Origin of the sequence: Hymenobacter setariae, assembly GCF_007713685.1 — a bacterium.
Classification (GTDB): Bacteria; Bacteroidota; Bacteroidia; order Cytophagales; family Hymenobacteraceae; genus Hymenobacter; species Hymenobacter setariae.
In genome coordinates, this window is sequence record NZ_VMRJ01000005.1 from 299,687 (window position 1) to 323,305 (window position 23,619).

Below are 23,619 nucleotides of genomic sequence, written 5' to 3' on the forward strand. Positions count from 1 at the left end.
GACGTGGCGCCCTACTCCTGGCTCCCGGCCCAAAGTGATAGAGGAGCCGACCGCAACCAGCTAGCAGCCTAACTGGGCGGTATTTGCTAGAAGGCGCACGAAAAAGCCCTTCGCCAAATAGGTGGCGAAGGGCTCCCAGAAATGAAATAGTCAACGCGCCGCAAACGGGCGTATATGCAAAATCTGTTTGAATCTGCGGTCTAGAATTGGAAGTAGATAAACGGCTGAATCTCGGCCGATTTCACTTGGATAACCAGCCAAATAACCACCGTCACGACCACCGCTTGGGTTACTACAGAGCGGCAACCCATGGCGCCTTCGAGCTGGAAGGTGAAGCCATCGGGGATGGCGTGTAGCAGATACCCTAGGGCCACCAGCACGAATACGGCGCGGAAGCTGGCGACCACTTGGGGCAGTAGGTCGGGCCGCAGGTTGTGGGTAATTTGGTGGATAACTTGGGTGGCGATGTCGAAGGTGCCGGCGCGGAAGAATATCCAGCAGAAGCACACGAAATGGAAGGTTATAAACCAGCCGAGCAGCTTGATAAACCAGTTGTCGCCGGGCTTGAAAATCTTCTGGAAGAGCTTATCCACTGCCAGTGCCGCACCGTGCAGGGCGCCCCACAGCACGAACGTGAGCGATGCACCGTGCCACAGGCCACCTAGAAGCATGGTCAGAAATAGATTAATGTACTGGCGCACCACACCCTTACGGTTGCCACCCAGCGGGATGTAGAGGTAATCGCGCAACCAGCTCGACAGCGAAATGTGCCAGCGCCGCCAAAACTCGGTGATGCTGGTGCTTTGGTAGGGCGAGAGAAAGTTGGGCGGCAACTTGTAACCTAGGAGCAGCGCGATGCCGATGGCAATATCAGAGTAGCCCGAAAAGTCGCAGTAAATCTGCATGGCGTAGCCGTACACGCCGAGCAGGTTTTCGATGCCGCTGTAGCGGGTGGGCATGTCGAAAATGCGGTCTACATAGTTGAGGCTGATGTAGTCGGAGATGATGGCTTTCTTGAACAAGCCCGCCGCGATGAGCACCACCGCCCGGCCCATGTCCTCGCGGGAGAGGAAGGGCTTTTTGGGAATTTGGGGTATGAAATCGGAGGCCCGCACGATGGGGCCAGCCACGAGCTGCGGGAAGAAGGACACGAAAAATGCAAAGTCCCAGATGTTGCGCAGCGGCTTTATCTGGTTGCGGTACACGTCGAGGGTGTAGCTCAGGGTCTGGAAGGTGTAGAACGAGATGCCTACCGGCAGCAGCACGTGCAGCACCGGCACCGGCTGGCCGGTGAGCGCCTGGTAGCCACTGAGGAAGAAGTTGGTGTACTTGAAGTAAAACAACATCCCTAGGTTGACTATCAGGCTGAGTGTGAGCAGTAACTTACGCTTCGTTTGACTGCTGGAATCGGCTATCCAGAGTGCGAAGTTGTACTCGACGATGGTCGAAAAAACTAGCAGTAGGAAGTACCAGCCACTCGACTTGTAGTAAAAAAACAGCGAGAAGGCCGTGACGTAGAGCAGCCGCGCCCGGTGGTGCCCGCGCAGCAACTGGTAGATGCCTAGGAATCCTAGAAACAGCAATAAAAAGAACCCCGTGTTGAATATCATCGGGCTCTTGGGGCTGTAGGCAAATTGGCCCAGCAGCCGGTCGAAATCGATGTTATCGAGTAGGGAACGCAGCAAATCCATCCTGAAGCGCGAGGTAAAGTAGTAGGCCCTGCAAGTCGTAGCCCGAGCGAGTGAAGTGAATTAAATCGGCCTGGGCTAGCCCGGCTGCTCGCCACTGGGCCATGCTGCCGTAGCCACCCTGCACGGCAGCAAAATCCCAGTAAGCCAGGTCGTGGGCCTGCGCATAGGCGCGCAGGATGCCCGATACCCGCGCAAACTCGGGGTTGCGGTAGCGGCGGGCACGGTACGAATCGGCGGGGGCTACTAGCAGCACTTCAGCCTCGGGGGAGCGCCGGCGCAGGCTGCGCACCAGCGTATCGAGCTGCGCGGTAAAGCGCTCGGGCGTGTATTTGGGATAATACACGTCGTTGGTACCTAGAGAGATAATGAATAAATCGGGCTGAAGCAGCGGTAGCTGGGCCAGAAACTGCGGCGTGCGGTTGTACTGGTGCACCTGCGCCCCATTGATGCCGATGGCGTGGTAGAGCACACCGGGCTTACCATTTTCCAGCACTAGGCCATAAAGCACGCCGCTAGTTTGGGCGGCGGTGCGGCGGGTAGTGCGCAGCGTCACGAGGGTGCGGAGTGAGTCGAGGGGCAGTGTATCGGCCACGCTGCGGCCCGCGCCGGGCACGGTACCTAGGAGCTTGTGCTGCGGCGTGAGCACCTGCCAATCAAAAGTTGTCGGGCCGGGCTGGCGCAGCACCGTCAGGGAGTTAAACTGATATGCCGGCCAATACCGAAGCGGAATGCGCAGGGTGAAGGCCGCGCCTGAGTCGGCGGTAGCGAGCGAGATGCCGCTCAGGCCCACCGGTAGCGTGCTATCGGGCTGCGCCGCCAGCACGCGCTTCGAGCGCCAAGTGCCGCGGACTGAGGCAGTGCGGTAGGTGGGTGAGCCGTTGGTGCGCGCCACTTCGTAGGGAAATATCAGGCCACGGCCGGCATTGCCGTAGGTGCGCTGTAGCTCGTGCCGCACGCGGTCGGAGTAGTCATCGGCCTGAATGTGCGAGTCGCCTAGGTGCACAATGCTCACGCGGCTGCCGGGCAGCGCCGCGGGTTGCTGCCTAGGTTGCCGCAGCCGCTGGTAAAAGCGCTGGAGGCCGATGGTCGCGTTCTCGATGTGGTTGGCCGAGGTGCGCAGGAAGGGATGGGCCCGCTGCAAGCTGTCGAGCTGGCTGCGGGGCGCTTGCTGCGCGTGCGCCATGCCGCCGGCCAGCAGCCAGCCCAGCAAGAGCAGATAAGAAAGCAAGCGCATGTGTAATTACTGAATAGCCGAAGCCGTATCGGGGGCGTAAGTTTGGGCCGCGGCGGGGCCGCTGCTGTCAACGCGAGTGGCAGGCTTGGTGGTGGGGCCAGGAGTGGGGTGGGCGTACTGCTGCATCAGAAAATCGAAGAGCAGGCCCGCGATTTTGTGCGCGCCTCGGGAGTTGACGTGGGTATAGTCTTTATTAGCCAAGGCCGGTGATTCTTCGACCCAGCTCACCATCGAGTTTTCGCCGCCCATCGCTTCAAACAAATTCCAGAACGCGGCGTGGTTGCGCTGGGCCAGCTGCTGCTGCGCGGCCAGCAGCCGGGGCACGCTGGGGTCGGTCTGAAACTCGCCGTCGATGCGCGAGCTTTTATCGCTCATGCCCACGATGAGAATGCTGGCGTTGGGGAAGGCGCGTTGCATGCGGTCAACCACGCGGGTCATGGCGCGGGCGTACCAGCCGTAGCTTTTATTGCTGGCCGAGGCCACGTTTACACCGTAGTGCAGAATGATGAGGCGGTAATCGAGCACCTTACCAAACGCCGCCAACTCCTTAAATGGTATGCGGGTGAGCGACATGCCGCTGTTGCCTCGAAACGAAAAATTGTCGAGCACCACGCCCCTAGAACTCTCGAAGCTGACGCCATACACTGGGCGCGGGCGGTGCGTGGCAAAGGCTAGGCGCATGGTGCGGGCCGGCACGCCGGGCTTGAGCAGCATGGCATTTACCGCCCTGCTGCCGGTGAGGGCGTGCGGTACCTCGTGGCCGTTGGTGGTCACGAGCACTTCATCGCGGGCTGCGCCGGGGCCATAGAACAGCTGCGCCTGCTCGAAGCGCCGCACCGCCGCAAACGGCCCGCCCCCCCGAAACTCGGCCCAGCTAGCGCTTGCTGGGGTGCCAGCTGTGCTATCGCCCGAGGCTAGCGCACGTGGTAAAAATACGTGACCCGAGATACCTAGGGGGTATTCAGTCGGTAGCTTAGGCGTCACCAAGTTGTACTCCTTCCAGTCGTCGGAAAACGTCTGGTGGATGGTGCCCCGAAAATCGGCTGTAATAGAGTTTATTGGCACGTAGCCCACGCCCGTGCCGCCAAACTCGGTTTGGAGGCTATTGCGTAGGTCGCCGGTGATGAGGTCGCCCTCAATCATGGAGTCGCCAAAATAGGCAATGCGCACCGGGCTGCCGTCGGCTTTGGTTTGGCGCAGGGCGGCCAAAAAGCTGTCAAGGCCGCCTAGGTTAGGCACGCTCGGCGCCCGGGTCTTGGCCGCCACTTCGGCCGAGTCGGGCGGGGCTGCGGCGGCTACCGTGTCGGCAGGGGTAGCGGTGGCGGGGCCATTGGGGGGCGGCGCATCGAGGCGAGCCACCGCCGTAGGGTCTTTGCGCAAGATGTCGGCCAGCAGGCGCACGGGCCGCAGCTCCACGCCGCCCACCGTCAAGCCCGGTTTTAAGAGAGAAAGTAGACCTAGGAGGCCTACCGTGAGCAAAACCAGCAAGAACGGGTTTTGCGAACGCGAAGAATTCATACCTAGCAGTAGCAGGTGCAAAGGTACGGCAACGGGCCAGCCGCGTTGAGATAGCTACTCGTTTTTCCTTCAGTTTTAGCTCAGGAAAACACAAAAAAGGAGCGACCGTTTCCAGTCGCTCCTAGATTGGCTAGCCGTTCAGCTTAAAAGCCGCCTTTGTCGAGGTTCAAATCCTCCTTGGGCGCGGCGCCCATGAAAGGATAAGGATAGTCCGTAGGCGGGTTAAACGTCTCCTTAATAGCGCGGGGCGACACCCAACGCTGCAGGTTGAGGGCCGAGCCGGCTTTGTCGTTGGTGCCCGAGGCGCGGGCGCCGCCGAAGGGCTGTTGGCCCACCACGGCCCCGGTAGGCTTGTCGTTGATGTAGAAATTGCCAGCGGCGTTTACCAGGCGCTTGGTAGCCAAGTCGATGGCGTAGCGGTCCTGCGCGAAGATGGCGCCGGTGAGGGCATAAGGCGAGGTCGAATCGACGAGGTCAAGCGTGGCCTCAAACTCCTTCTCGTCATACACATACACTGTTACGACGGGACCAAATAGCTCGTCGCACATGGTCACGTACTTGGGCGTTTTGGCCAGAATCACGGTCGGCTCTACGAAGTAGCCCTTCGACTTGTCGTAGCCGCCACCCGCCACGATTTCGGCGTCAGAATCATTTTTGGCGCCGTCGATGTAGCGGGCCAGCTTGTCGAAGCTAGCCTCGGTGATTACGGCGTTTACGAAGTTGGTAAAGTCTTCGACGTCACCCATCTTGATGCTCGCCAAATCTTGCTTCACATAGCCCAAAATCTCATCGGCGAGGTTCGAGGGCAAGTATACCCGCGAGGCCGCCGAGCACTTCTGGCCCTGGTACTCAAATGCGCCGCGCGTGATGCCCGTGGCCACCGCTTTGGCTTTCGCCGAGGGGTGCGCCACGATAAAGTCCTTGCCGCCGGTTTCGCCCACGATGCGGGGGTAAGACTTGTAATTGGGCAAGTTCTGCCCAATCTCCTGCCAAATGGTTTGGAAAACCTTGGTCGAGCCCGTGAAGTGGATGCCCGCAAAGTCGCGGTGCTTAAAAATAACGTCGCCGGCCACCGGGCCGTCCACATAAATGAGGTTGATAACGCCGGCCGGTACGCCCGCTTCCTCAAACAACTCCATCAGCACCTGGGCCGAATAGATTTGCGGGTAAGCTGGCTTCCAGACCACTACGTTGCCCATCATGGCCACTGAAGCAGGGAGGTTGGCCGCGATAGAGGTGAAGTTGAACGGCGTGAGCGCGAACACGAAGCCTTCGAGCGGGCGGTGCTCCAGGCGGTTCCACATACCGGGAGCCGACTCGGGCTGCTGCCGGTAGATTTCCTGCATGAAGTACACATTGAAGCGGAAAAAGTCAATCAGCTCGCAAGCCGCGTCAATCTCGGCCTGAAACGCATTCTTGCTCTGCCCCAGCATGGTAGCCGCATTGATGCGTGCCCGGTAGGGGCCGGCCAGTAAGTCGGCAGCCTTCAAGAAAATAGCGGCGCGTTCTTCCCAAGGCAGGTTGGCCCAGGCCGAACGAGCGGCCAGTGCGGCCTCAATGGCTTGGGTCACGTGGGCGGCATCGCCCTCGTGGAAGTGCCCTAGGGTATGCTGGTGGTCGTGCGGCGGGTGCAGGCTAATGGTGCGGCCCGTGCGCACTTCCTGACCCCCAATATGCATCGGAATGTCGCGCTCAAACTGCTTGAGGCGCTTGATTTCGAGCAACAGCTCGGCCCGCTCGGGCGAATTAGGCGCGTACCCTTTTACGGGCTCGTTGAGGGGCTTGGGGACTTGGAAAAAGGCGTTGGACATGGGTAGGGGAGGGGATGGATTACAAAAAGCTGCGCAGCTCATCCAGGCTGGCAATTTCATAAGTGGTTTGAACGAAGTGTCGGCGCCGCTCAGGATTAAAATACACTTGGTCAATGCCGGCGTTGTAGGCACCTAGTACATCACATTCGAGGTTGTCGCCTATCATCAAGCTCTCGGCGGCGGTGGCCCCAGCCTTTTCTAGGGCGTGGGCAAACATGCGCGGGTCGGGCTTGAGGCAGCCACTGGCTTCGGAGGTAATGACTTCTTGGAAAAAGTCAGTCAACTTCGACGAAACCAACTTGAGGTGTTGCACCTCTTCAAAACCATTCGTGATGAGGTGCATCACGTAGCCTTTGTCGCGCAGGTAGCCCAGCACCTCGTGCGTATGCGGAAAAACGGCCGATTTATGGGGCAAGATGTCGGTAAATCGCGCCGAAATGTCGGCCGGAATATCGACCTCAGCCACGCCCAGCTTGGTGAGCGTGCGCAAAAAGCGAGTCTCGCGCAGCTGCTTCTGCGTCACTTTATTGGCTTGGTACAACCGCCACAGGGCATGGTTAACTTCACTATAACGGCTGTTGAACTGCTCGAACGAAAACGTGCCGTGGCGCCCTAGGTCATAGTCGAGGTAAAGCTGCTGCAGTGTCTCGTGGGCGTTGGTCTCGAAGTCCCACAGCGTGTGGTCGAGGTCGAAGAATAAATGACGGTACTGCTTCATAAGAAGGCAATTGGGCTAGCGCTAACGTTATACTTCGGCTTAGTTGTCCAGCAGCAGGTCATTCAAAAGCCGTCCTTTGCCTAGATGCTCGTGCACCAAGCGCTCGGCGTCTTTGGGCCGCACATTGCCATAAAAAATGCCTTCGGGGTACACCACGATGGCCGCGCCAGGTCCCTTTTTGCACTGCTTACACAGGTCGAGGCAATTGCAAGTTTGCACGCGGTTGTGGGCTTTCTGGCCACCTGCCACGAAGGTTTTGAGTCCTTGCAGCTTAAGTTCTTTTTTTATGGCCTTGGCTACCTCGTCGCCCACTTCGGACTTCTGATTGGTGCAAACAAAGATGTGATGGTCAATCATGATAAAACAACTAGGAATAGGATAACTGTCTATGGAGTAGCTCACTGCGCTAGGTAGCAACCTAGGACTCGGGCAGCCAGCGGCGGTTCTGAATCTTATAAGCCGCCAGCTCGCGGTTGCTCCATAGGGTTTGGTACACTTGTTGGTCGCGCAGCAGCTGCGGGTCGCGCTCCATGTACCCAAGCAACTGCTGTAGTAGCTCGATTGTCTCTTCCTTCAAAAAATAAAACATCCAGTTATCAAGCCGGCGAAAGCCAACCAGCCCAGCATTCTTTAAATACGTGAGCTGGCGCGAGGTTTTAGTTTGGGTAAAGTCGAGTACCTGTTCGAGGTCGCCAACGACCATTTCTTGGTTGCGCCACAGCAAATGCAGAATGCGCACGCGGCTCTCGTCGCCCAACGCCTTGAAAAGTTGTTGCCCAAATGCAACGGAGAAATGTTTTATGCGCATCTGCCGTTGGGAAGCCGACGACCGGCTGCTTTACAAGCCCAAAAGTACGGCGGCCGCGCCGGGCGGCTTCGTATCTTTGTTTTAGTTGATTTAAGACCCACCCTACTTTCGTGAATAGTCGCCGTTTCTTAGTGATGCTGAGCCTAGTAGTGCTCACTGGCCTACTGGCCGCCCCGCGGGCCTGGGCCCAGGGCAAGCGCCAGATAGTGCAGTTTACGGGCATCATCGCGAGTGGCGACAGCCTGCTGGGTGTGGCTGGCGCCTCGGTATACGTGCCCAAGGCTGGCCGTGGTACCACGTCCAACGCCTACGGCTATTTCTCCATGGCCGTGCTAGCTGGCGATAGCATTGTGGTGCGTTCGCTAGGCTACCGCAATCAGACCATTGTAATTCCGGCTGATTATCAGCGCCAAAGTTTCTCGGTTATTATTTCGCTCAAGGAAGATGCTACTGTGCTGCCCGAGGTGCGGGTGTTTCCCTACACCACCGAGCAGGCTTTTAAGCGCGCCTTCTTGGCTATGAAGCCGGCCGATGAGCGTGGCTCGGCGGCGGCCGAAAACCTCAATGAAGACTTGATGCGGAAGATTTTTAACAGCCAGCCTATGGGGGCCACGGCCAACTACCGCCAGACGATGTCGCAGCAGCAGTACAACTTTGACCGCCGAATGGGCACCGCCCCCAATCTGCAGAGCAATAACCCCTTGCTAAACCCCTTCAGCTGGCTACAGTTGATAAAGCAGGTCAAAAACGGCGACTTCAAGCGTAAGTCTGGTGACGATTATTAACCAATCAAAAGCATTTGTTAGCCAGTGTGTTACTGGTTGAGTTAATGTAAATTTCACAACAAAGGACAGGTTTTTTCGGTAAAGTGAAGGTGGCAGTCAATTGCCACCTTTTGCTTTTTCTATGGATACGAATCTTCCGGTTTCGGCGCAGCCGCGCGTGGTAATAGTGGGGTGCGGCTTTGGCGGGCTGCGGCTAGCGAAGGAGCTGGCCGACGCCCCGGTGCAAGTAGTAGTGGTAGACCGTAATAATTACCACAATTTTCAGCCGCTGCTATACCAAGTAGCGACGGGCGCGCTGGAGGCCGATAGTATTGCCTACCCAGTGCGCAAAATCTTCGCAGGCCAGAAGAACTTCTTCTTCCGCATGGCCGATGTGAAAGGCGTGAACTCGGCGGCTAATACCTTGCAAACCAGTATTGGTGACATCAAGTACGACTACTTGGTGGTGGCCACTGGGTCGCTCACCAACTTCTTCGGCATCGAGAGCATCGAGAAAAATGCGATGCAGATAAAGAGTATTCCGAATGCGCTGAACCTGCGGAGCTACATTTTCCAAAACTTCGAGCAGGCGCTACTTGCCACCGACCCCGAGCACAAGCAAGCATTGCTCAACATCGTGGTAGTGGGCGGCGGGCCAACGGGCGTCGAAATCAGCGGCTCGCTGGCCGAGATGCGTAACCACGTACTGCCCAAGGACTACCCAGAGCTGGACTTAAAGAAGATGCAAATTTTCTTGGTCGAAGCCGGGCCCGCGCTCCTAGGTCCTATGTCGAAGGCTTCGCAGGGCGATGCCAAGCGCTACCTCGACGAGCTGGGCGTGAAGGTGATGCTGAATACGGGCATCAAGCGGTACGAAGAAGGGAAAGCGTATTACTCAGATACCGAGTATATTCCGACCGAAAACATGGTGTGGGCCGCTGGGGTAAACGGCGCGGCCCTACCTGGCGTGGCCGAGTCGTCGGTGACGCGCAACAAGCGCATCACGGTAAACCAGTGGAACCGCGTAGAAGGTGAAACCAACATCTTCGCCATCGGCGACGTGGCCAACATGGTGACAGAGGAAATGCCGAAAGGCTTACCGATGTTGGCCCCAGTAGCCCAGCAGCAGGCCGCCCACCTAGCTAAAAACTTGCAACGCATCATGCGCAATGAGGCGCCGCAAGACTTTAAGTACTTCGATAAAGGCGTGATGGCCATTGTAAGCCGTAACAAGGCCGTGGTGGATATCAAAAACATTCACTTCAAAGGCTTCCTAGGGTGGTTGTCGTGGCTGTTTATTCACCTCATCCTGCTGGTCGGTTTCCGCAACCGAGTGGTGGCGTTGGTCGACTGGGCCTTTAGCTACGTGAGCTCAGGCCAAGCCCTGCGTCTGATTATCAGGCCGTTCAATAAGCGCGACGTGAAGGACGACAAAGGAAAGCGTGCCGCCGAGCAAGCCGCGGCTACGCCAGAGTACAACCCGACGCCCTCGGCCGTGCAGACGGCTCCAGTAGTTTAGGCGCATCTTACTGATAAGCTCAAACACAAGAAAAGCCACCCAACTGGGTGGCTTTTCTTGTGTTATAATAGGCGTATTAGTTTATAGCAAGCCGCTTAAGAAGCCAGGCAGAATGCCCAAAATCAAGGTGAGGGCTGCTAGTATAACAAGCGTGATAGACTGAAAGCTATCGACTACAATGGGCGTTTGGGGAACGCCGGGCTCGGCGGGGCGCAGGTACATGGCAATGACTGGGCGCAGGTAGTAGTAAATACCTACCATGCTCATTACCACCGCAAAAACTACCAGCCAGATATTGACGGGTGCTACGGCCGTGAAAATGAAAAATTTGCCGAAGAAGCCGCCCGTGAGCGGAATGCCACCGAGCGACAGCATGGCCACCGTGAGCACGAAAGCCAGCAGCGGATTGGTGCGACCTAGGCCGGCAAGGCCAGCGTAGTCTTCACGCTGGCGCTGGTCGGCCACGAGCTTAAGCACGCCGAATGCGGCTACTGTTGCTATCGAGTAAGCGAGGCTGTAGAAGAAAATACCTTGCGCGGCTGGGCCACTGAGCTTGCCCTGGCCCGCTACTAGACCTAGGAGCAAGTAGCCAGCGTGCGACACGCTAGAGTAAGCCAGCATACGCTTGGCGCTGGATTGCACCGCCGCGCCGATGTTGCCGAGTAGCAGCGTGAGCACGCACATAGCCGCGATGGTGGGCAGCCACACTGGGCTGGCGGCGGGTAAGGCTACTACCAGCAGCTTGAGGAAGGCAGCGAAACCAGCCGTTTTCACGACCGTGCTCATGAAGGCAGTGAAGAAAGTAGGCGTGCCTTCGTACACATCGGGCGTCCAGAAGTGGAAGGGAGCGGCTGATACTTTGAAGCCGATGCCAATTACCATCATCAGCACCCCCACGTAGAGCATGGGCTGCAAGGTTTGATTGGCGGGCGCGGCAATGGCGGCGGCTAGCTCCGAAAGCTGGAACGTGCCGGTGGCCCCGTAGAGCAGTGCCATGCCAAAAAGCAGAATGCCGGTGGCAAAAGCCCCTTGTAGGAAGTACTTGAGGGCAGCTTCGTTGGAACGCACATTGCGCTTGTCGGAGCCGGCTAGGCAATACATGCTGATACTCAGAATCTCAATGCCCACGAAGAGCATGATGAGGTGGTTGTAGCTCACCATCATGATGGCGCCTACCAGCGAGAATAATAGCAGCGAGTAGTACTCGGCCAGGTTGGGCTCGCCGGCGGCCACGTAGGAGCGCGAGAAGGGCAGTAGCACCAAAGCGGTGAGTAACACGATGCCACTAAACGCCACCGAGTAGTTGTCCACCGTCAGCATCTGGCTGATGTAGGGCGAATCGAACAAGCCCGTGATGCTGCCGGCGTGGTTCCAGTCGAGCAGATTGAGGCCAAAAACGAGGGCGAGCACGACCAGCACAAAGGGCATCAGCACTCGATTGGAGCGCAGGAAGCCTAAGAACAGGTTGACGATGCCGAAGACAGAGAGGAGAACTAGTGGAAGCATGACAATCGTAAACTAGCGGCCAACGACCGTGAGAATCTGGCTGGTAACGGGCTCAGACAGATGCAGGAACGTGCCGGGAAACAGACCTAGCCAGAACACTAGCACAATAAGTGGGACAAACATGAGCAGCTCGGCGCCACTGAGGTCAGTGATAGTATCGGAATACGCTGACTCTGGCCCAAGCATGGCGCGCTGGTACATGCGCAGCAAGTACACAGCCGAGAAGATGATGGTGAGACCGGCTACTGCGCCTGCCCATGCATTAAACTCATATACGCCCTCTAGCAGCAGAAACTCGCCTACAAAACCACCCGTGAGCGGCAGCGCTACGGTGCTGAGCAACATCACCAAAAAGCACACTGACAGAAGCGGCGTGCGGCGGGTGAGACCGCCTAGGTCGGCTAGTGAGCGGGTGCCAGTGCGACGTTCGATGGCATCGGCCACTAAGAACATGCCCACCACGTTGACACCGTGGGCCAGCATTTGAACTACGGCACCTTGCAGACCGATGGCTTTGAGCGAGAATACACCGGCAATCATGAGGCCCACGTGCGAGAGCGACGAATAGGCTATGAGCTTCTTCATGTCATCTTGCCGGATGGCAATGATGGCGCCATACACAATGCCGATGATAGCTAGCACCATGACCAGTTGCTGCCATTGGCTCACGCCGAGCGGCACTACAGGCAGCAGCCAGCGCAAGCAGCCGTAGATACCCATTTTGAGCATGATGCCCGAAAGCAGCATCGTGGCGGGGGCCGGCGACTCGGTATAGGTGTCAGGCTGCCAGGTGTGGAAGGGGAAGATGGGCATCTTCACGGCGAAGGCGGCGAAGATGAGCCAGAACAGCCACGCTTGGGTAGAGGCGCCGAGCTTCAGGTTATAAAACGCCTGCAAGTCGGAAGAGTGCGCAGCCAGCGAGCCAGCGGCGGGGCCCGTCTGCATGTACAGATACACGAAGCCGGCCAGCATAAACAGCGAGCCGATAATGGTGTATAAGAAGAACTTAAACGTAATCTGGATGCGGCGCTCGTGGCGGCTCCAGGCACCAGCTAGGAAGTAAATCGGAATCAGCGCCACTTCCCAGAAGAAGTAGAACACGAACGCATCAAGGGCCGTGAACACACCGAGCAGGCCGGTTTGCATGAACAGCACCAGGGCGTAGAACGCGCCGGGGTTCTCGTATTCTTCGTGGCGGAAGGCGGTGAGCAAGATAATGGGCACCAACACCGTGGTAAGCAGTACCAGGCACAAACTCAGCCCATCGATACCTAGGTGAAAGGTGATGCCGGCCGACGGAATCCAGTTCAGATTAAAGTCGAGGCTCGCTGGCCCACTGCGGACGTAGGTGATGGCCGCGAACACGGCAACTGCGAACTCTAGAAGGGCGGCCCCGAGGGCCAGCGCACGGGCCGCGGCGCCTTTGGCAAAGTGCAGCAGCAGGGCGGCGGCAAGCGGGAAGAAGACGAGGAAAGCTGTCAGCATTTAGCGAAAGCGCAGTGCGCGCGGCCGGAAGTCCGGGCGTGAGGGCTGCGAATTAGCTGCAAACTTACACCAAGGCGCGTAAGCTGCCGCCACTGCGCGAACTCAACTGGGCTGGTAGCGGAAACTTTACTAGGCTGGGGCCGGTACTTTCGTGACAGCCCAAGGAAATTTTTACGGGCTGCCCGCCGCTTTCCATGCCCCGCCATCCCATCACCGATTTTTTGAACACCGCCGCCGGCCCTATCCTCGATGTGCGCGCCCCGGCCGAGTACGCGCAGGGCCACATCCCCGGCGCGCTCAGCCTGCCGCTGTTCACCGACGAGGAGCGCGCCCGCATCGGCACTACCTATAAGCAGGTCAACCCCGATAAGGCCGTGCTGCTGGGGCTCGATTTTTTTGGGCCCAAAATGCGCCGCATGGTCGAAGAAGCTCGCAAGCTGGCGCCTGGCCAAGAAGTGCGCCTGCATTGCTGGCGCGGCGGCATGCGCAGCGGCGCCGTGCAGTGGCTGCTCGAGCTAGGTGGACTGCACGTCAATTTGCTAGACAAAGGCTACAAAGACTACCGCCGCTGGGCGCTGGCCGAAATGGCTCGCCCCCGCCAGTTGCGCATCTTGGGTGGCTACACGGGCAGCGGCAAAACGGCCGTGCTGCACGCGCTGGCCGCACAGGGCGAGCCCGTGCTGGACCTCGAAAAGCTAGCCAACCACCAAGGCTCGTCGTTTGGTAGCCTAGGGCAGCCGCCGCAACCTACCCAAGAGCAGTTTGAGAACGACCTGGCCGCCGCGCTAGCTGCCCTGCCCGACGACCGCCCCATTTGGGTGGAGGATGAGAGCCGCACCATCGGCAGCCTAGGTATCCCAAACGAGTTTTTTGCTCAAATGCAGGCCGCGCCGCTGCTGGTGCTCGACGTGCCCCGCGAAGCCCGCGTTCAGTACCTCGCCGCCGACTACGGCCGCCACGACGCTGGCGCGCTAGCCTCGGCGGTACTGCGCCTGCGCAAGCGCCTAGGTGGCCTGGTCACCAAAGAAGCCCTAGGTGCCATCGCGGAGAACGACATGGTGCGCATGGTCGAGCTAGTGCTGGCGTACTATGATAAATCGTATGGCTACGGGCTGGAAGGCCGTAAGGGTGTGCCAATACAAGCCGAGGGTACCGATGCGGCTACCAACGCGGCGCTGGTGCTGGCAGCTGTGAAAACTTTGTCCCAGACCTAACACAAGTAGCGTCTATGATACCGAAACTACGCGTGGCGCGCCCCACGAACGATGTAGCAGCGCTGCGAAAATTCTACATCGAAGCGCTGGGAATGAGCGAGCTGTATGCTTTTGTGCAGCACGATGGATTTGATGGCTTGATGGTGGGGCATCCGCAGGCACCGTACCACTTAGAGTTTACGAGCCAGGTAGGCCATGTTGCAGCGCGAGCCCCTTCGCCCGAGCATCTGCTAGTGCTTTATTATCCTGAGTTGACTGCCTGGGAAGCAGCCGTGGCCCGGTTGCGAGCTCATGGCTACCAGCCCGTCCCCGCTCACAATCCGTACTGGGACCGGCAGGGTCTAACCTTTGAAGACCCCGATGGCTACCGAATAGTACTGCAACAAGCCGCTTGGAGCTTATAGCTACCAGCCATCTGCATAGTCAGCTCGCCGCTAGCAAGCCTAGTTGCGCAATCAGTTAAATCCGTTAAATCTGCGGCTTATGAATCCCGAAACACTCTCCGATATTCGCCTCACCCAATACAGCCATGGCGCGGGCTGCGGCTGCAAAATCGCGCCTAGCGTGCTCGATAAAATCTTGCACAGCAGCCTGCCGCAGCCCAACTACGACAACCTGCTTGTAGGCAACGGCAGCCGCGATGACGCGGCCGTGTACCGCCTGCCGGGCCAGGCCGGGCAATGCGTCATCAGTACCACCGATTTCTTTATGCCTATCGTCGATGACCCGTTTGACTTTGGGCGCATCGCCTCAGCTAATGCCATTTCGGATGTGTATGCCATGGGCGGGCGGCCGCTGCTGGCCATCGCGGTCCTAGGGTGGCCTATTGATAAGTTGTCGCCCGAAGTAGCGGCGCTGGTCACGGAAGGAGCGCGCGCTATTTGCGCCGAGGCGGGTATTCCGCTGGCCGGCGGGCACAGCATCGACTCGCCCGAGCCGATTTTCGGGCTGGCCGTGACGGGCTTGGTTGAAGAAAAGGATTTGAAGCGCAACGACACAGCTACGGCTGGCTGCCGCCTGTATTTGACCAAGCCTCTAGGGGTCGGCATTATGACTACGGCGCAAAAGCGCGGCATCTTACGGCCCGAAGACGCGGATATTGCCCCTGCTCAGATGCGGCAGCTCAATAAGATAGGTGCCGACCTAGGACAGATTGCCGGGGTGCGGGCCATGACCGACGTAACCGGTTTTGGCCTCCTAGGTCACTTGGCTGAGGTGTGCGAGGGTAGCAACGTGCAAGCCATCATCGACTACTACCGCGTGCCGCGCCTTCTCGAAGCCGAGCGCTACTTGCAGCAAGGCGCTGTGCCCGGCGGCACCGTGCGCAATTTCCAGAGCTACGGCCACAAAGTAGGCGCCCTCACCGACGAGCAAAAATCTTACCTCTGCGACCCGCAAACCTCTGGCGGCCTGCTAGTATGCGTAGAGCCCGGTGCCGACGAGGCTGCCGCCCAGGCAATATTTGCTCAGCACGGGCTGACGCTGGAAAGCTTCGGTGAGCTGCACCCGCACGCGGCCGGCGCCCCCTGGATAGAGGTGGAGTAGCAAGTGTAGAAACGTTTGTCAGTGCGAGCGCAACAAAGTGGCGTGCGGCAATCTTTTCGTCCTCTTTACATAGGTTTGCTAACCTAGCGCGCAGGAAAGATTGCCGCGCGTCACTTCGTTGCGCTCGCAATGACAGAATACTCTTCACAGTCTCCCATCGTTGGCCGGCTGGCGCCTACGCCGAGCGGCTACCTGCACCTAGGCAACGCGGTGAACTTCGTGCTCACTTGGCTATTGGTGCGGCAGGTGGGGGGCGTGCTGCACTTGCGCATTGACGACCTCGACCGTGCCCGGCTGCGGCGACCATACCTAGAAAATATTTTTCGGGTAATCGACTGGCTATCTATTGACTACGACCGCGGTCCCAGTGGCCCCGACGACTTCTTGCGGCACCACTCGCAACTGTTGCACTTGCCCGCCTACAACCGCGTGCTGCGCCGCCTGGCCCAGCAACCGGGCCTGGTGTATGCCACACAGCGCAGCCGCACCAGCCCTGCCGAGCCAGTGCCTCTGGGCACGCCGGGCGCGGCCTGGCGCGTGCGCGTGCCGCCTACAGTGCGCGTAGCAGATTCAGCGGCACCTGGGGCCAGCCACGTATTGCTGACCGAGCTGATGCCCGATTTTGTGGTGCGCAAGAAGGATGGCGTGGCCGCCTACCAAGTGGCCTCGGTGGTGGATGATTTGCGCCTAGGTACGACGCTCGTGGTGCGTGGGCTTGACTTGCAGCCCAGCACGGCGGCACAGTTGTGGCTGGCCGCGCAAGTTTCGGAAACGCAGGCGTTTACCGCTGCGCGTATTCAGTTTTGCCATCATCGGCTGCTAACCGATGCCACTGGCCACAAGCTCAGTAAATCTACCCAGGCCAGTGGCGATGCGGGCGTATTGGCCCTAGGTAACTCCACGGCGGTGTACCAGGCTGTGGCTCAAATACTAGGACTGCCAGCCGAGGCAGGTGAGTCGCTGGCGACGCTGCGCGAGGTAGTTAGCAAAAAAGACCCGCTATTAGCGTAGCGGGCCTTTTTTAGTAATAATCAAAGGCTATTATTGGCCACGTGCCACGTTCAGGCGCACCTCTTGGTTGGCCTGCTGCACGTGCAAAATGTACTTGCCGGGCTGTAAGATGCCCGAATTGGGCAATAGCACAGTGCTGGTACCCACTTCTACATTGGCCACTGAGTGGTCGTAGATAGTGCGGCCTATCACGTCGTACATCCGCACGTGCAGCGGCCCGGCCATAGGCGTAGTCACGAGCAGCGACAAGCCTTCAGTCGTGAACGGCACCGGCAGGGCCGAGATGGTGTACTGAATAGTGGCCGGGGTGAGCGGCGCCGTGGCGCTGCCGAGCGTCCAGCGGCCCTGCAAGTCGGTGACGAAATTGCGGCTGACCAGGTGGGCGCCGGCGTCGCGCTGGGTGGCGCCCTCGTTGCTCCAGGAGGCGCCCGCATCGGCCGAGCGGAACATCACCAGCTGCGATTCGGCCAGGCTGCCCAGTTCGTGGGGCAGGTAGCGCTGCACCAGCGTGGCGCCCTGCAGGCTGCGCGCGGTAGCCGTGATATCGTAGTAGCGACTGATGCTGAGGCTGGTACCTGTGCCCTGGGTTTGGCCCGTGGTGCGCACTACTGTGGTGGCACCTAGGGCCACGGGGGCGGTAACGCTCGTGCCCAAGCCGCCGAAGTCGTCGGTGGTGGTACCTAGGGCGTGCGTGGTTTGCACCTTGCCCAGCACGTAGCTCGCGTCGGTTTCGGTGATGGTAGCGGCAGGGGCTAGCGTCACGGTGGCCGTGCCGGTGCTGAGCAAGGCACCCGCCAGGTTGAGCGCGGTGCTTACGGTGGCCGCACCTATGGTCTTCGTGCCGGTGCCACCGATGAGCAGCGTAGCGTAAGTAGCTGCTCGCAGGCTTTGGGCGCCGGTGCCGCGGGCCGCCACCGTGCCGCCACCTAGGGCTAGGGTACCAGTGCCGGTGTGGTCGCCGTAGAGGGCCAACTCACCGCCCGCCATCGTGAGTAGGCCTTGTTGGGTGAGGTTACGCACCTCGGCCGTACCGCTGCTGATGGTAGGGTAGGGGGTAGTGAGGCCCGCCGGAATCGTGGCATCTAGGCTGCGGGTGGGTACGCAGCCCGTCCAGTTGCCGGTATCAAACCAGTTGCCGTTGCCAGCTGTGCCATTCCAGACAGGTAGCGACACAATGACGCCAATAGTGGCCGTCGATGTGCAGGCCACGCCGGGGTAGCTCACGGTGAGGCGGTACACCGAGCTTTGGCTAGGTGCCACAGTAACCGTGGGAGTATTCGTAGCCGTCGGCAGGCCGTCGCCGCTCACCACACTCCAAGCGTAGATTGGGGTGGGCTGGGTGCCGCTAAACTGCACATTGTCAATGGCCCAATAATAAGCCCAACTGGTGTTGTAGCGCCAGCGCACCTGCACCCTAGGCTTGTTGCTAAAGGCGCTGAGGTTGATGGTGCTGGTGACGGGCGTGCTCACCGTGCCCTGTTCGGCGGTGTAGCTGGCTACGGCCGTCCAGGTGGTGCCATCGGTAGAGGCCTCTACCACCGCTACATCGCCCGACTGGTAGGAGAGGTGCTGCAAGAAGCTCAATTGCAGGTCGCTATAGCCCTGCGTGCTGAAAGCTGGTGAAGTCAGCGTGGTGTTGGTAGCGGAGCCTGCATCCCCAATATCGGAGTTGGCCAGCACGAACCGGGTGCCATCGAGCGAATAGTCGCTCAGGGTAAAGTAGGTGCTGTTGTAGGAGTATGCCGTGCGGTATTGCCAAGCCGTGCTAGCCAGGCCGTTGTTGGTGATGGTCCAGCCCGTGGCCGCACCGTTAAAATTTTCGTTGGGCAAGGCGCTAGCTACGATGTTAGTAGCTGATAGGGAGGCCACAGTGCTAGGGCACAGCGACGTAGCCGTGGTGGCCAGCACCGGAACGGGCGGCGCCGGGTTGAGCACAACTGTGGTGCTGACTGACGCTGGGCACGCACCAGTAGTCACTGACACTTGCACCTTGTATTCGCCCGCCATATCGGCCCTGATGTTGGCCAGCACTGGGTTTTGCTGAGTGCTGGCGTAGCCGTTGGGGCCGGTCCAGCTGTAGGTGGCGCCAGCGGGGCCAGTGGCCGCTAGGGTCACGGTGTTGCCGGGGCATACGGTCCCGCTGTTGGTAGCAGTGGCCGATACCACGCCGTTGGGGCAAGCTACGGTGGAGGAGGCCAAGATGCTGCGGCGTGGGGTGCCGGCGGCCATAATGGCTTGCAGCCGGTCTTTTTGAGAGGCCGAAAACATCTGCATGCACGCATCATCCACGTAGTCCATGTAGTCCATGAACATGTCGCCGTTGGGGTCATTGGCGCAGGTGACATGGGGATAAGTCGGGCAGCCATAGTTCTGAACGGCTTGATTGGGCGTGTCATCGGCGTAGTCCGAGCCGCTGCACGTGTTGGTCAAGCGCTCGTCATCGCCCCAGATGTGGCGCAGCCCAAACCAGTGGCCTAGCTCGTGCGTCAGCGTCCGGCCCTTGTTGTAGGGCGCCGTCAGCGTGCCCACCCGGCCAAAGGCCGCATACAGGATAACGACCCCGTCGGTAGCCGCCGAGCCACCTAGGGCGCTCAGGCCCCCTAGGCCGGCCGTATTGTCGGGAAACTGGGCATAGCCGAGCAGCCCGCCGCCTAGGTTCAGCACCCAGATGTTGAGGTAGCGATTGGGGTCCCAGTACGTGCTGGGCTTGATGGTGCCTTCGATATAGCTAAGCGAGGTGCTTGACCCATAGGGGGGAGCTGTCCAGCCCTTGGCATTGCGGTCTACCCGGTCAATGCCCGGCTCGGCCATCACATTGCCATCGGGGTCAATGCTGGCCGGCACAAATTGCACCTGCATATCGCTGCGCAGCGGTTGAAAAGCGCTGGGTACCAGCGTGCCATCGGTATTGCGGTTGCGATAGTCCTCATTCAGCACATCAAGCTGCGACTGCACCTGGGCCTGGCTGATATTGGAGCCAACCCCCACGGGCTCCCCGTTGTTGATAACGTGCACGATAATGGGCAGCGTGTACGTCGTAGCCGTGGTGCGCAGGCCGGTAGTGGGCCGCGTCTTCGTGGCCATCGTCGGCTTATAGCCCGGAATTAGCTTTTGCAACTGCTTTTGCTGCAAATCATTGGCTTGCTCGGTGGCACAGGTGCGCGGGCCGAGCTTGGGCAAAGCCTGGCCTACTACGGGCCGGGCGCCAAGCGCCAGCACGGCCAGCCAGCACCCAGCCAGAAACGAATAAAACTTAGGCATAAAAGCGAGAAGGAGAATAGCTGCACGGGGGCCGGCTGCGGGCTGAGGCCTAGACGAAACCTTGGCGCAGCGCTATCTAAAAAAGCATACCCACCGCGGCCAGCCCAGGTCAATCAAAGATAAACCGGCCACCGCGGCCGCCCGCGGCCCAGCTTCCTCGTTAGCTAAAAATATATCTTCCTAGAGTACCACGCGGCTTATTTTGCCGCCCAATCCCCCAAACACCTCGTCCGGCAGGCGCCGCCTTTTGCTGGGCTAGCGCACTTCTTGTTTAAATTCTTCGGCCCAGTGGTCAGCCAGGCGAGTGGGCTCGGGCAGCTTGTAGCCGCGCAGGCACCCTAGGGTGAGCGCGGTAGCGGTGGGCAGGTCGCAGCGGTGGCCAGCGCTCACAAACAGCGGCAGCACTCGGTCTTTGCTGCGCAGCACCTCACCCAGCAGCTCGCCGGTGCGGGCATCGGTGAGGGGCGAGTGGTCGCCCTTGGTAGGGCCAGGCTCTACGAAAGTACCCGTGAGCTTGTGCTTGGCCACCCCAAAGGTGGGCATGTCTAGTAGCACCCCTAGGTGGGCCGCGATGCCCATGCGGCGTGGGTGCGCCACGCCGTGGCCATCTACCATTATCACGTCGGGTTTATTCACCAGCTTGGCAAAGGCCTGCACCACGTTGGGCGCCTCGCGAAACGAGAGCAGGCCCGGAATGTAAGGCAGCGGCACGGGGCCGTAGTTATATACCTTCTCTACTAGCTCTAGCGACGGGTACTTGAGGACCACAAACACCGATAGAATCGTGTCGGGCGTCGGAAACGACGAGTCGCAGCCCGCAATCAGGCGCGGGGGCTGAGGCAGTGGCTCGGCGCGCAAGCGCTGGTGCAGCTCGTGCTGCTGCTGGGTGAGGCTGCGCACCAGTACTGGGTCGGGCGCCGGGCCGGGCGGACGGAAATAAGCCACTGCGTTGAATTAAAAGGTAGAAGTAAAGAAAGGGGAGTTGACCAAAAAAGCAACTTTTCGGCTCGCGTTAGCGAACACTAGAACCCATACTAGGCGGATGACCCGAAAGGTTGCCCTATCAGTCAACTCCTACCTTTTAACTTTTCATTCCAACAAAATGGCCACCCCCTCGCACGCCGAACAGCCGGCTAACACCGGCTCGGGCCCTTGGCTCGAGCGGCGCTATTACATCGACCTAGAGCGCCCGCGCCTGTCGCCCACGCAGTTGATGGGGCAGGTGCAGGCTGACTTGCCGCACTTTTCGCCCGAAATGCTGGCCGATTTCAAGAAAGAGCAAGGCGACCCAAATGGCCCGCTACAAGTGGGCGATGAGTTTCGCATCAAGATTTTAGGCCCTTGGAACGGGAGCGTGCGCGTGACCGACGTAGGGCCTACTTCCTTCGAGTTTATCACCCTAGAAGGTCACCCCGAGGCCGGGCGCATTCGCTTCGAAGTGCACTACCTCGACGAGCGTCCCGGCGAGCTGCGGTTCGAAATCCGGTCGCGGGCCCGCTCGCGCGATGGGCTGGTGGCGTTTGCCTACGACACCATTGGGGGCGGGCTGCTGATGCAAAAAGCCACGTGGGTGGAGTTTTGCCAGCGGGTGGCCGCCGCCAGTGGCGGGCAGGCCCTAGGGCCTGTGGTAGTGGATACCATGCGCCGCACTCCTGGGGGCACCACCGACCACAAGCACAGCCACTAGCCTACTCGTTGATACTTACTTAACAGCTCAGTACTAGATGGATAAGCCGCCGCTCTGGGAGCAGTATCAAGCTCGCTTGGCTAGCTACGCCGATGTAAAAGTCAACTACGACTTTTCGCGCCAGAGCGAATACACCAGCGAAACGGGCTGGCGCCTCGACGACTACGCCACCGACCTGCCCGCCGAAGCACCCGGCCCGCCTGCCGCGCACGGCGCTTTTGCAGCCGCGCAAGACGTGCTAAAGCGCTACGCCTTCCCGCCCCCCAGCCTTATCACGGGCATCTTCAAGCCCGACACGCCGCTCGAAAACCGTGTAATGCTGCTGCGGGCGCGGTTTTTGGGGTTCTCGTTTTGGTTTGGGGTGCGCGTGAGCGAGGTCACCGATGAGGAAGCCCGCCCAACCGCCAACGGCCCCGAGCGGGTGTGGGGCTACGGGTACCGCACCCTCGAAGGCCACTTCGAGCGCGGGCAGATTGACTTCATCATTCATAAAAACTTGACTACCGGCGCGGTGCAGTTTCGCATTCATGCCGTGTCGCAGACCGGGCGTATCCGCAACCCCTTCTATTGGCTAGGATTCAAGCTGTTTGGGCGGCGGCTCCAGCGGCGTTTTGCGCGCGAGTCGCTGAGCCGCATGCGGCAGCTGGTGAGCGAGGCCCTAGCCGCCCCGCAAACAAAGGCCACCTAGGTCGGTTTATTCTCGCACTACCTATGCAAGCGCCGTTGCTGCCCGCCGGGCGGCCACGGCGTTTTTGTAGGCTTACTCTTCTACTACCAAACCAGACAGCAAATGTCCACTACCAAAGCTTACGCGGCCCCCGCGGCCAATATTCCGCTGGAGCCGTTCTCGCTAGAGCGCCGGGCCCCCGGCGCCCACGATGTTCAGATTGAAATCCTGTTTTGTGGCGTGTGCCACTCCGACCTGCACCAAATTCGTGATGAGTGGGGCGGCTCTATTTTCCCAATGGTGCCCGGCCACGAAATCGTGGGCCGCGTAACGGCCGTGGGCGACCACGTCAAAAACTTTAAAGTAGGCGACCTAGCCGGTGTAGGCTGCATGGTCGACTCGTGCCGCGAGTGCTCATCGTGTAAAGAAGGCCTGGAGCAATACTGCGAAACCACCGGCATGGTGGGCACCTACAATAGCCGCGAAATCGGCACCGGCCAGCCCACCTACGGCGGCTACTCGCAGCAGATTGTAGTGGATGAGAAATACACCCTCAAGGTGAGCGATAAGCTCGACCTAGCCCGCGTGGCGCCGCTGCTGTGCGCTGGCATCACTACCTACTCGCCCCTGCGCCAGTGGAAGGTAGGCCCCGGCCACCGCGTAGCCGTGATGGGCCTGGGTGGCCTCGGTCACATGGCCGTGAAATTTGCCGCTGCTCTAGGTGCCGAAGTAACCGTGCTCAGCACCTCGGCTAATAAAGAAGCCGATGCCAAGGCTCTAGGTGCCCACAAGTTTGTGGTGACTAAAGATGCCGAGCAATTCAAGTCGGTGAATAACTATTTCGACTTCATTATCAATACGGTATCGGCTCAACTCGACCTAGGGGCGTATGTGAACCTGCTGCGTCTTGATGGCACCATGATTTTGCTGGGCGTGCCCTCCGAGGCGCCGCACCTGCACGCTTTCAACCTGATTGCCAAGCGCCGCCGCGTGGCTGGCTCGCTCATTGGCGGCATCGCCGAAACTCAGGAGATGCTTGACTTCTGCGCCGAGCACAACATTATGTCCGACATCGAGCTGATTAAGATTCAAGATATCAACGAAGCCTACGAGCGCATGCTGAAAGGCGACGTGAAGTATCGCTTCGTGATTGACACCACCTCGCTGAATTAAAGCTTAA

The 23,619-nt window shown here is 59.5% G+C and carries 20 protein-coding genes; 9 read left to right on the forward strand and 11 right to left on the reverse strand.

What is annotated here, in order from left to right:
• Positions 1-200: 200 nt before the first annotated feature.
• The 7 genes from FNT36_RS19870 to FNT36_RS19900 all read right to left on the reverse strand — a co-directional run bounded on the left by FNT36_RS19870 (position 201) and on the right by FNT36_RS19900 (position 7,780).
• The gene (locus tag FNT36_RS19870; protein WP_144851330.1) at positions 201-1,691 is read right to left on the reverse strand and encodes an MBOAT family O-acyltransferase; all 1,491 of its coding nucleotides are present in this window, start codon (positions 1,689-1,691) and stop codon (positions 201-203) included.
• The gene (locus FNT36_RS19875; protein ID WP_144851332.1) at positions 1,663-2,925 is read right to left on the reverse strand and encodes a GDSL-type esterase/lipase family protein; all 1,263 of its coding nucleotides are present in this window, start codon (positions 2,923-2,925) and stop codon (positions 1,663-1,665) included. The genes FNT36_RS19870 and FNT36_RS19875 overlap by 29 nt, the downstream gene beginning before the upstream one ends.
• 6 nt (positions 2,926-2,931) lie before the next feature.
• Positions 2,932-4,443 carry an SGNH/GDSL hydrolase family protein gene (locus tag FNT36_RS19880; protein ID WP_144851334.1) on the reverse strand — a complete coding sequence of 504 codons (1,512 nt, stop codon included), beginning with the start codon at positions 4,441-4,443 and terminating at the stop codon, positions 2,932-2,934.
• 143 nt (positions 4,444-4,586) lie between these two features.
• Positions 4,587-6,254 (reverse strand): L-glutamate gamma-semialdehyde dehydrogenase, encoded by a 1,668-nt coding sequence (pruA, locus tag FNT36_RS19885; protein WP_144851337.1) that lies wholly within the window; start codon positions 6,252-6,254, stop codon positions 4,587-4,589.
• A gap of 19 nt (positions 6,255-6,273) precedes the next feature.
• Positions 6,274-6,972 (reverse strand): YjjG family noncanonical pyrimidine nucleotidase, encoded by a 699-nt coding sequence (locus tag FNT36_RS19890; protein WP_144851339.1) that lies wholly within the window; start codon positions 6,970-6,972, stop codon positions 6,274-6,276.
• Between the two features lie 39 nt (positions 6,973-7,011).
• Positions 7,012-7,329, reverse strand: a complete 318-nt coding sequence (locus FNT36_RS19895) for a (2Fe-2S) ferredoxin domain-containing protein (protein ID WP_144851341.1) — start codon at positions 7,327-7,329, stop codon at positions 7,012-7,014.
• 61 nt (positions 7,330-7,390) lie between these two features.
• Positions 7,391-7,780, reverse strand: a complete 390-nt coding sequence (locus FNT36_RS19900; RefSeq protein WP_144851342.1) for an ArsR/SmtB family transcription factor — start codon at positions 7,778-7,780, stop codon at positions 7,391-7,393.
• Positions 7,781-7,890: 110 nt separating this feature from the next.
• Here FNT36_RS19900 and FNT36_RS19905 point away from each other — a divergent pair, with 110 nt between their 5' ends.
• Together FNT36_RS19905 and FNT36_RS19910 are read left to right on the forward strand one after the other, a co-directional pair.
• Complete coding sequence (locus FNT36_RS19905; protein WP_144851344.1) at positions 7,891-8,565, forward strand: carboxypeptidase-like regulatory domain-containing protein; 675 nt, start codon at positions 7,891-7,893, stop codon at positions 8,563-8,565.
• A gap of 121 nt (positions 8,566-8,686) precedes the next feature.
• Positions 8,687-10,063 (forward strand): NAD(P)/FAD-dependent oxidoreductase, encoded by a 1,377-nt coding sequence (locus FNT36_RS19910; RefSeq protein ID WP_144851346.1) that lies wholly within the window; start codon positions 8,687-8,689, stop codon positions 10,061-10,063.
• Between the two features lie 81 nt (positions 10,064-10,144).
• On the opposite strand, the gene FNT36_RS19915 is transcribed toward FNT36_RS19910, so the two are convergent.
• Positions 10,145-11,569, reverse strand: a complete 1,425-nt coding sequence (locus FNT36_RS19915) for an NADH-quinone oxidoreductase subunit N (protein ID WP_144851348.1) — start codon at positions 11,567-11,569, stop codon at positions 10,145-10,147.
• 12 nt (positions 11,570-11,581) lie between these two features.
• Positions 11,582-13,054 carry a complex I subunit 4 family protein gene (locus FNT36_RS19920; protein ID WP_144851350.1) on the reverse strand — a complete coding sequence of 491 codons (1,473 nt, stop codon included), beginning with the start codon at positions 13,052-13,054 and terminating at the stop codon, positions 11,582-11,584.
• Between the two features lie 194 nt (positions 13,055-13,248).
• Here FNT36_RS19920 and mnmH point away from each other — a divergent pair, with 194 nt between their 5' ends.
• The 4 genes from mnmH (at position 13,249) to FNT36_RS19940 (ending at position 16,824) form a co-directional block, all read left to right on the forward strand.
• Positions 13,249-14,268, forward strand: coding sequence for a tRNA 2-selenouridine(34) synthase MnmH (gene mnmH, locus FNT36_RS19925; RefSeq protein WP_144851352.1), 1,020 nt, complete (start codon positions 13,249-13,251; stop codon positions 14,266-14,268).
• A 14-nt stretch (positions 14,269-14,282) separates the two neighbouring features.
• Positions 14,283-14,672 (forward strand): VOC family protein, encoded by a 390-nt coding sequence (locus FNT36_RS19930; protein ID WP_144851354.1) that lies wholly within the window; start codon positions 14,283-14,285, stop codon positions 14,670-14,672.
• A 79-nt stretch (positions 14,673-14,751) separates the two neighbouring features.
• Positions 14,752-15,813: a selenide, water dikinase SelD gene (gene selD / locus FNT36_RS19935; protein ID WP_144851356.1), complete on the forward strand. Its 1,062-nt coding sequence runs from the start codon at positions 14,752-14,754 to the stop codon at positions 15,811-15,813.
• 129 nt (positions 15,814-15,942) lie between these two features.
• Positions 15,943-16,824 carry a glutamate--tRNA ligase family protein gene (locus tag FNT36_RS19940; protein ID WP_144851358.1) on the forward strand — a complete coding sequence of 294 codons (882 nt, stop codon included), beginning with the start codon at positions 15,943-15,945 and terminating at the stop codon, positions 16,822-16,824.
• Positions 16,825-16,854: 30 nt separating this feature from the next.
• Here the strand turns inward: FNT36_RS19940 and FNT36_RS19945 are convergent, their stop codons facing one another.
• Positions 16,855-20,085, reverse strand: a complete 3,231-nt coding sequence (locus FNT36_RS19945; protein ID WP_144851360.1) for a zinc metalloprotease — start codon at positions 20,083-20,085, stop codon at positions 16,855-16,857.
• 255 nt (positions 20,086-20,340) lie between these two features.
• The gene (gene nfi, locus FNT36_RS19950) at positions 20,341-21,030 is read right to left on the reverse strand and encodes a deoxyribonuclease V (RefSeq protein ID WP_144851362.1); all 690 of its coding nucleotides are present in this window, start codon (positions 21,028-21,030) and stop codon (positions 20,341-20,343) included.
• Between the two features lie 157 nt (positions 21,031-21,187).
• Here nfi and FNT36_RS19955 point away from each other — a divergent pair, with 157 nt between their 5' ends.
• From FNT36_RS19955 to FNT36_RS19965, 3 genes are all read left to right on the forward strand, one after another.
• Positions 21,188-21,772: a DUF1990 family protein gene (locus FNT36_RS19955; RefSeq protein ID WP_144851363.1), complete on the forward strand. Its 585-nt coding sequence runs from the start codon at positions 21,188-21,190 to the stop codon at positions 21,770-21,772.
• Positions 21,773-21,809: 37 nt separating this feature from the next.
• The gene (locus FNT36_RS19960; protein WP_144851365.1) at positions 21,810-22,460 is read left to right on the forward strand and encodes a DUF1990 domain-containing protein; all 651 of its coding nucleotides are present in this window, start codon (positions 21,810-21,812) and stop codon (positions 22,458-22,460) included.
• Positions 22,461-22,562: 102 nt separating this feature from the next.
• Positions 22,563-23,612 carry an NAD(P)-dependent alcohol dehydrogenase gene (locus FNT36_RS19965; protein WP_144851367.1) on the forward strand — a complete coding sequence of 350 codons (1,050 nt, stop codon included), beginning with the start codon at positions 22,563-22,565 and terminating at the stop codon, positions 23,610-23,612.
• Positions 23,613-23,619: the final 7 nt, after the last annotated feature.

Excerpts from the sequence above, each read along its gene's own strand:
- FNT36_RS19890 (WP_144851339.1), bottom strand. The coding sequence starts at position 6,972 with ATGAAGCAGTACCGTCATTTATTCTTCGACCTCGACCACACGCTGTGG.
- FNT36_RS19930 (WP_144851354.1), top strand. The coding sequence starts at position 14,283 with ATGATACCGAAACTACGCGTGGCGCGCCCCACGAACGATGTAGCAGCG.
- mnmH (WP_144851352.1), top strand. The coding sequence starts at position 13,249 with ATGCCCCGCCATCCCATCACCGATTTTTTGAACACCGCCGCCGGCCCT.
- FNT36_RS19960 (WP_144851365.1), top strand. The coding sequence starts at position 21,810 with ATGGATAAGCCGCCGCTCTGGGAGCAGTATCAAGCTCGCTTGGCTAGC.
- FNT36_RS19915 (WP_144851348.1), bottom strand. The coding sequence starts at position 11,569 with ATGCTTCCACTAGTTCTCCTCTCTGTCTTCGGCATCGTCAACCTGTTC.
- FNT36_RS19940 (WP_144851358.1), top strand. The coding sequence starts at position 15,943 with ATGACAGAATACTCTTCACAGTCTCCCATCGTTGGCCGGCTGGCGCCT.
- FNT36_RS19895 (WP_144851341.1), bottom strand. The coding sequence starts at position 7,329 with ATGATTGACCATCACATCTTTGTTTGCACCAATCAGAAGTCCGAAGTG.
- FNT36_RS19910 (WP_144851346.1), top strand. The coding sequence starts at position 8,687 with ATGGATACGAATCTTCCGGTTTCGGCGCAGCCGCGCGTGGTAATAGTG.
- FNT36_RS19880 (WP_144851334.1), bottom strand. The coding sequence starts at position 4,443 with ATGAATTCTTCGCGTTCGCAAAACCCGTTCTTGCTGGTTTTGCTCACG.
- FNT36_RS19875 (WP_144851332.1), bottom strand. The coding sequence starts at position 2,925 with ATGCGCTTGCTTTCTTATCTGCTCTTGCTGGGCTGGCTGCTGGCCGGC.
- FNT36_RS19955 (WP_144851363.1), top strand. The coding sequence starts at position 21,188 with ATGGCCACCCCCTCGCACGCCGAACAGCCGGCTAACACCGGCTCGGGC.
- FNT36_RS19965 (WP_144851367.1), top strand. The coding sequence starts at position 22,563 with ATGTCCACTACCAAAGCTTACGCGGCCCCCGCGGCCAATATTCCGCTG.
- FNT36_RS19870 (WP_144851330.1), bottom strand. The coding sequence starts at position 1,691 with ATGGATTTGCTGCGTTCCCTACTCGATAACATCGATTTCGACCGGCTG.
- selD (WP_144851356.1), top strand. The coding sequence starts at position 14,752 with ATGAATCCCGAAACACTCTCCGATATTCGCCTCACCCAATACAGCCAT.
- FNT36_RS19920 (WP_144851350.1), bottom strand. The coding sequence starts at position 13,054 with ATGCTGACAGCTTTCCTCGTCTTCTTCCCGCTTGCCGCCGCCCTGCTG.
- FNT36_RS19945 (WP_144851360.1), bottom strand. The coding sequence starts at position 20,085 with ATGCCTAAGTTTTATTCGTTTCTGGCTGGGTGCTGGCTGGCCGTGCTG.
- pruA (WP_144851337.1), bottom strand. The coding sequence starts at position 6,254 with ATGTCCAACGCCTTTTTCCAAGTCCCCAAGCCCCTCAACGAGCCCGTA.
- FNT36_RS19900 (WP_144851342.1), bottom strand. The coding sequence starts at position 7,780 with ATGCGCATAAAACATTTCTCCGTTGCATTTGGGCAACAACTTTTCAAG.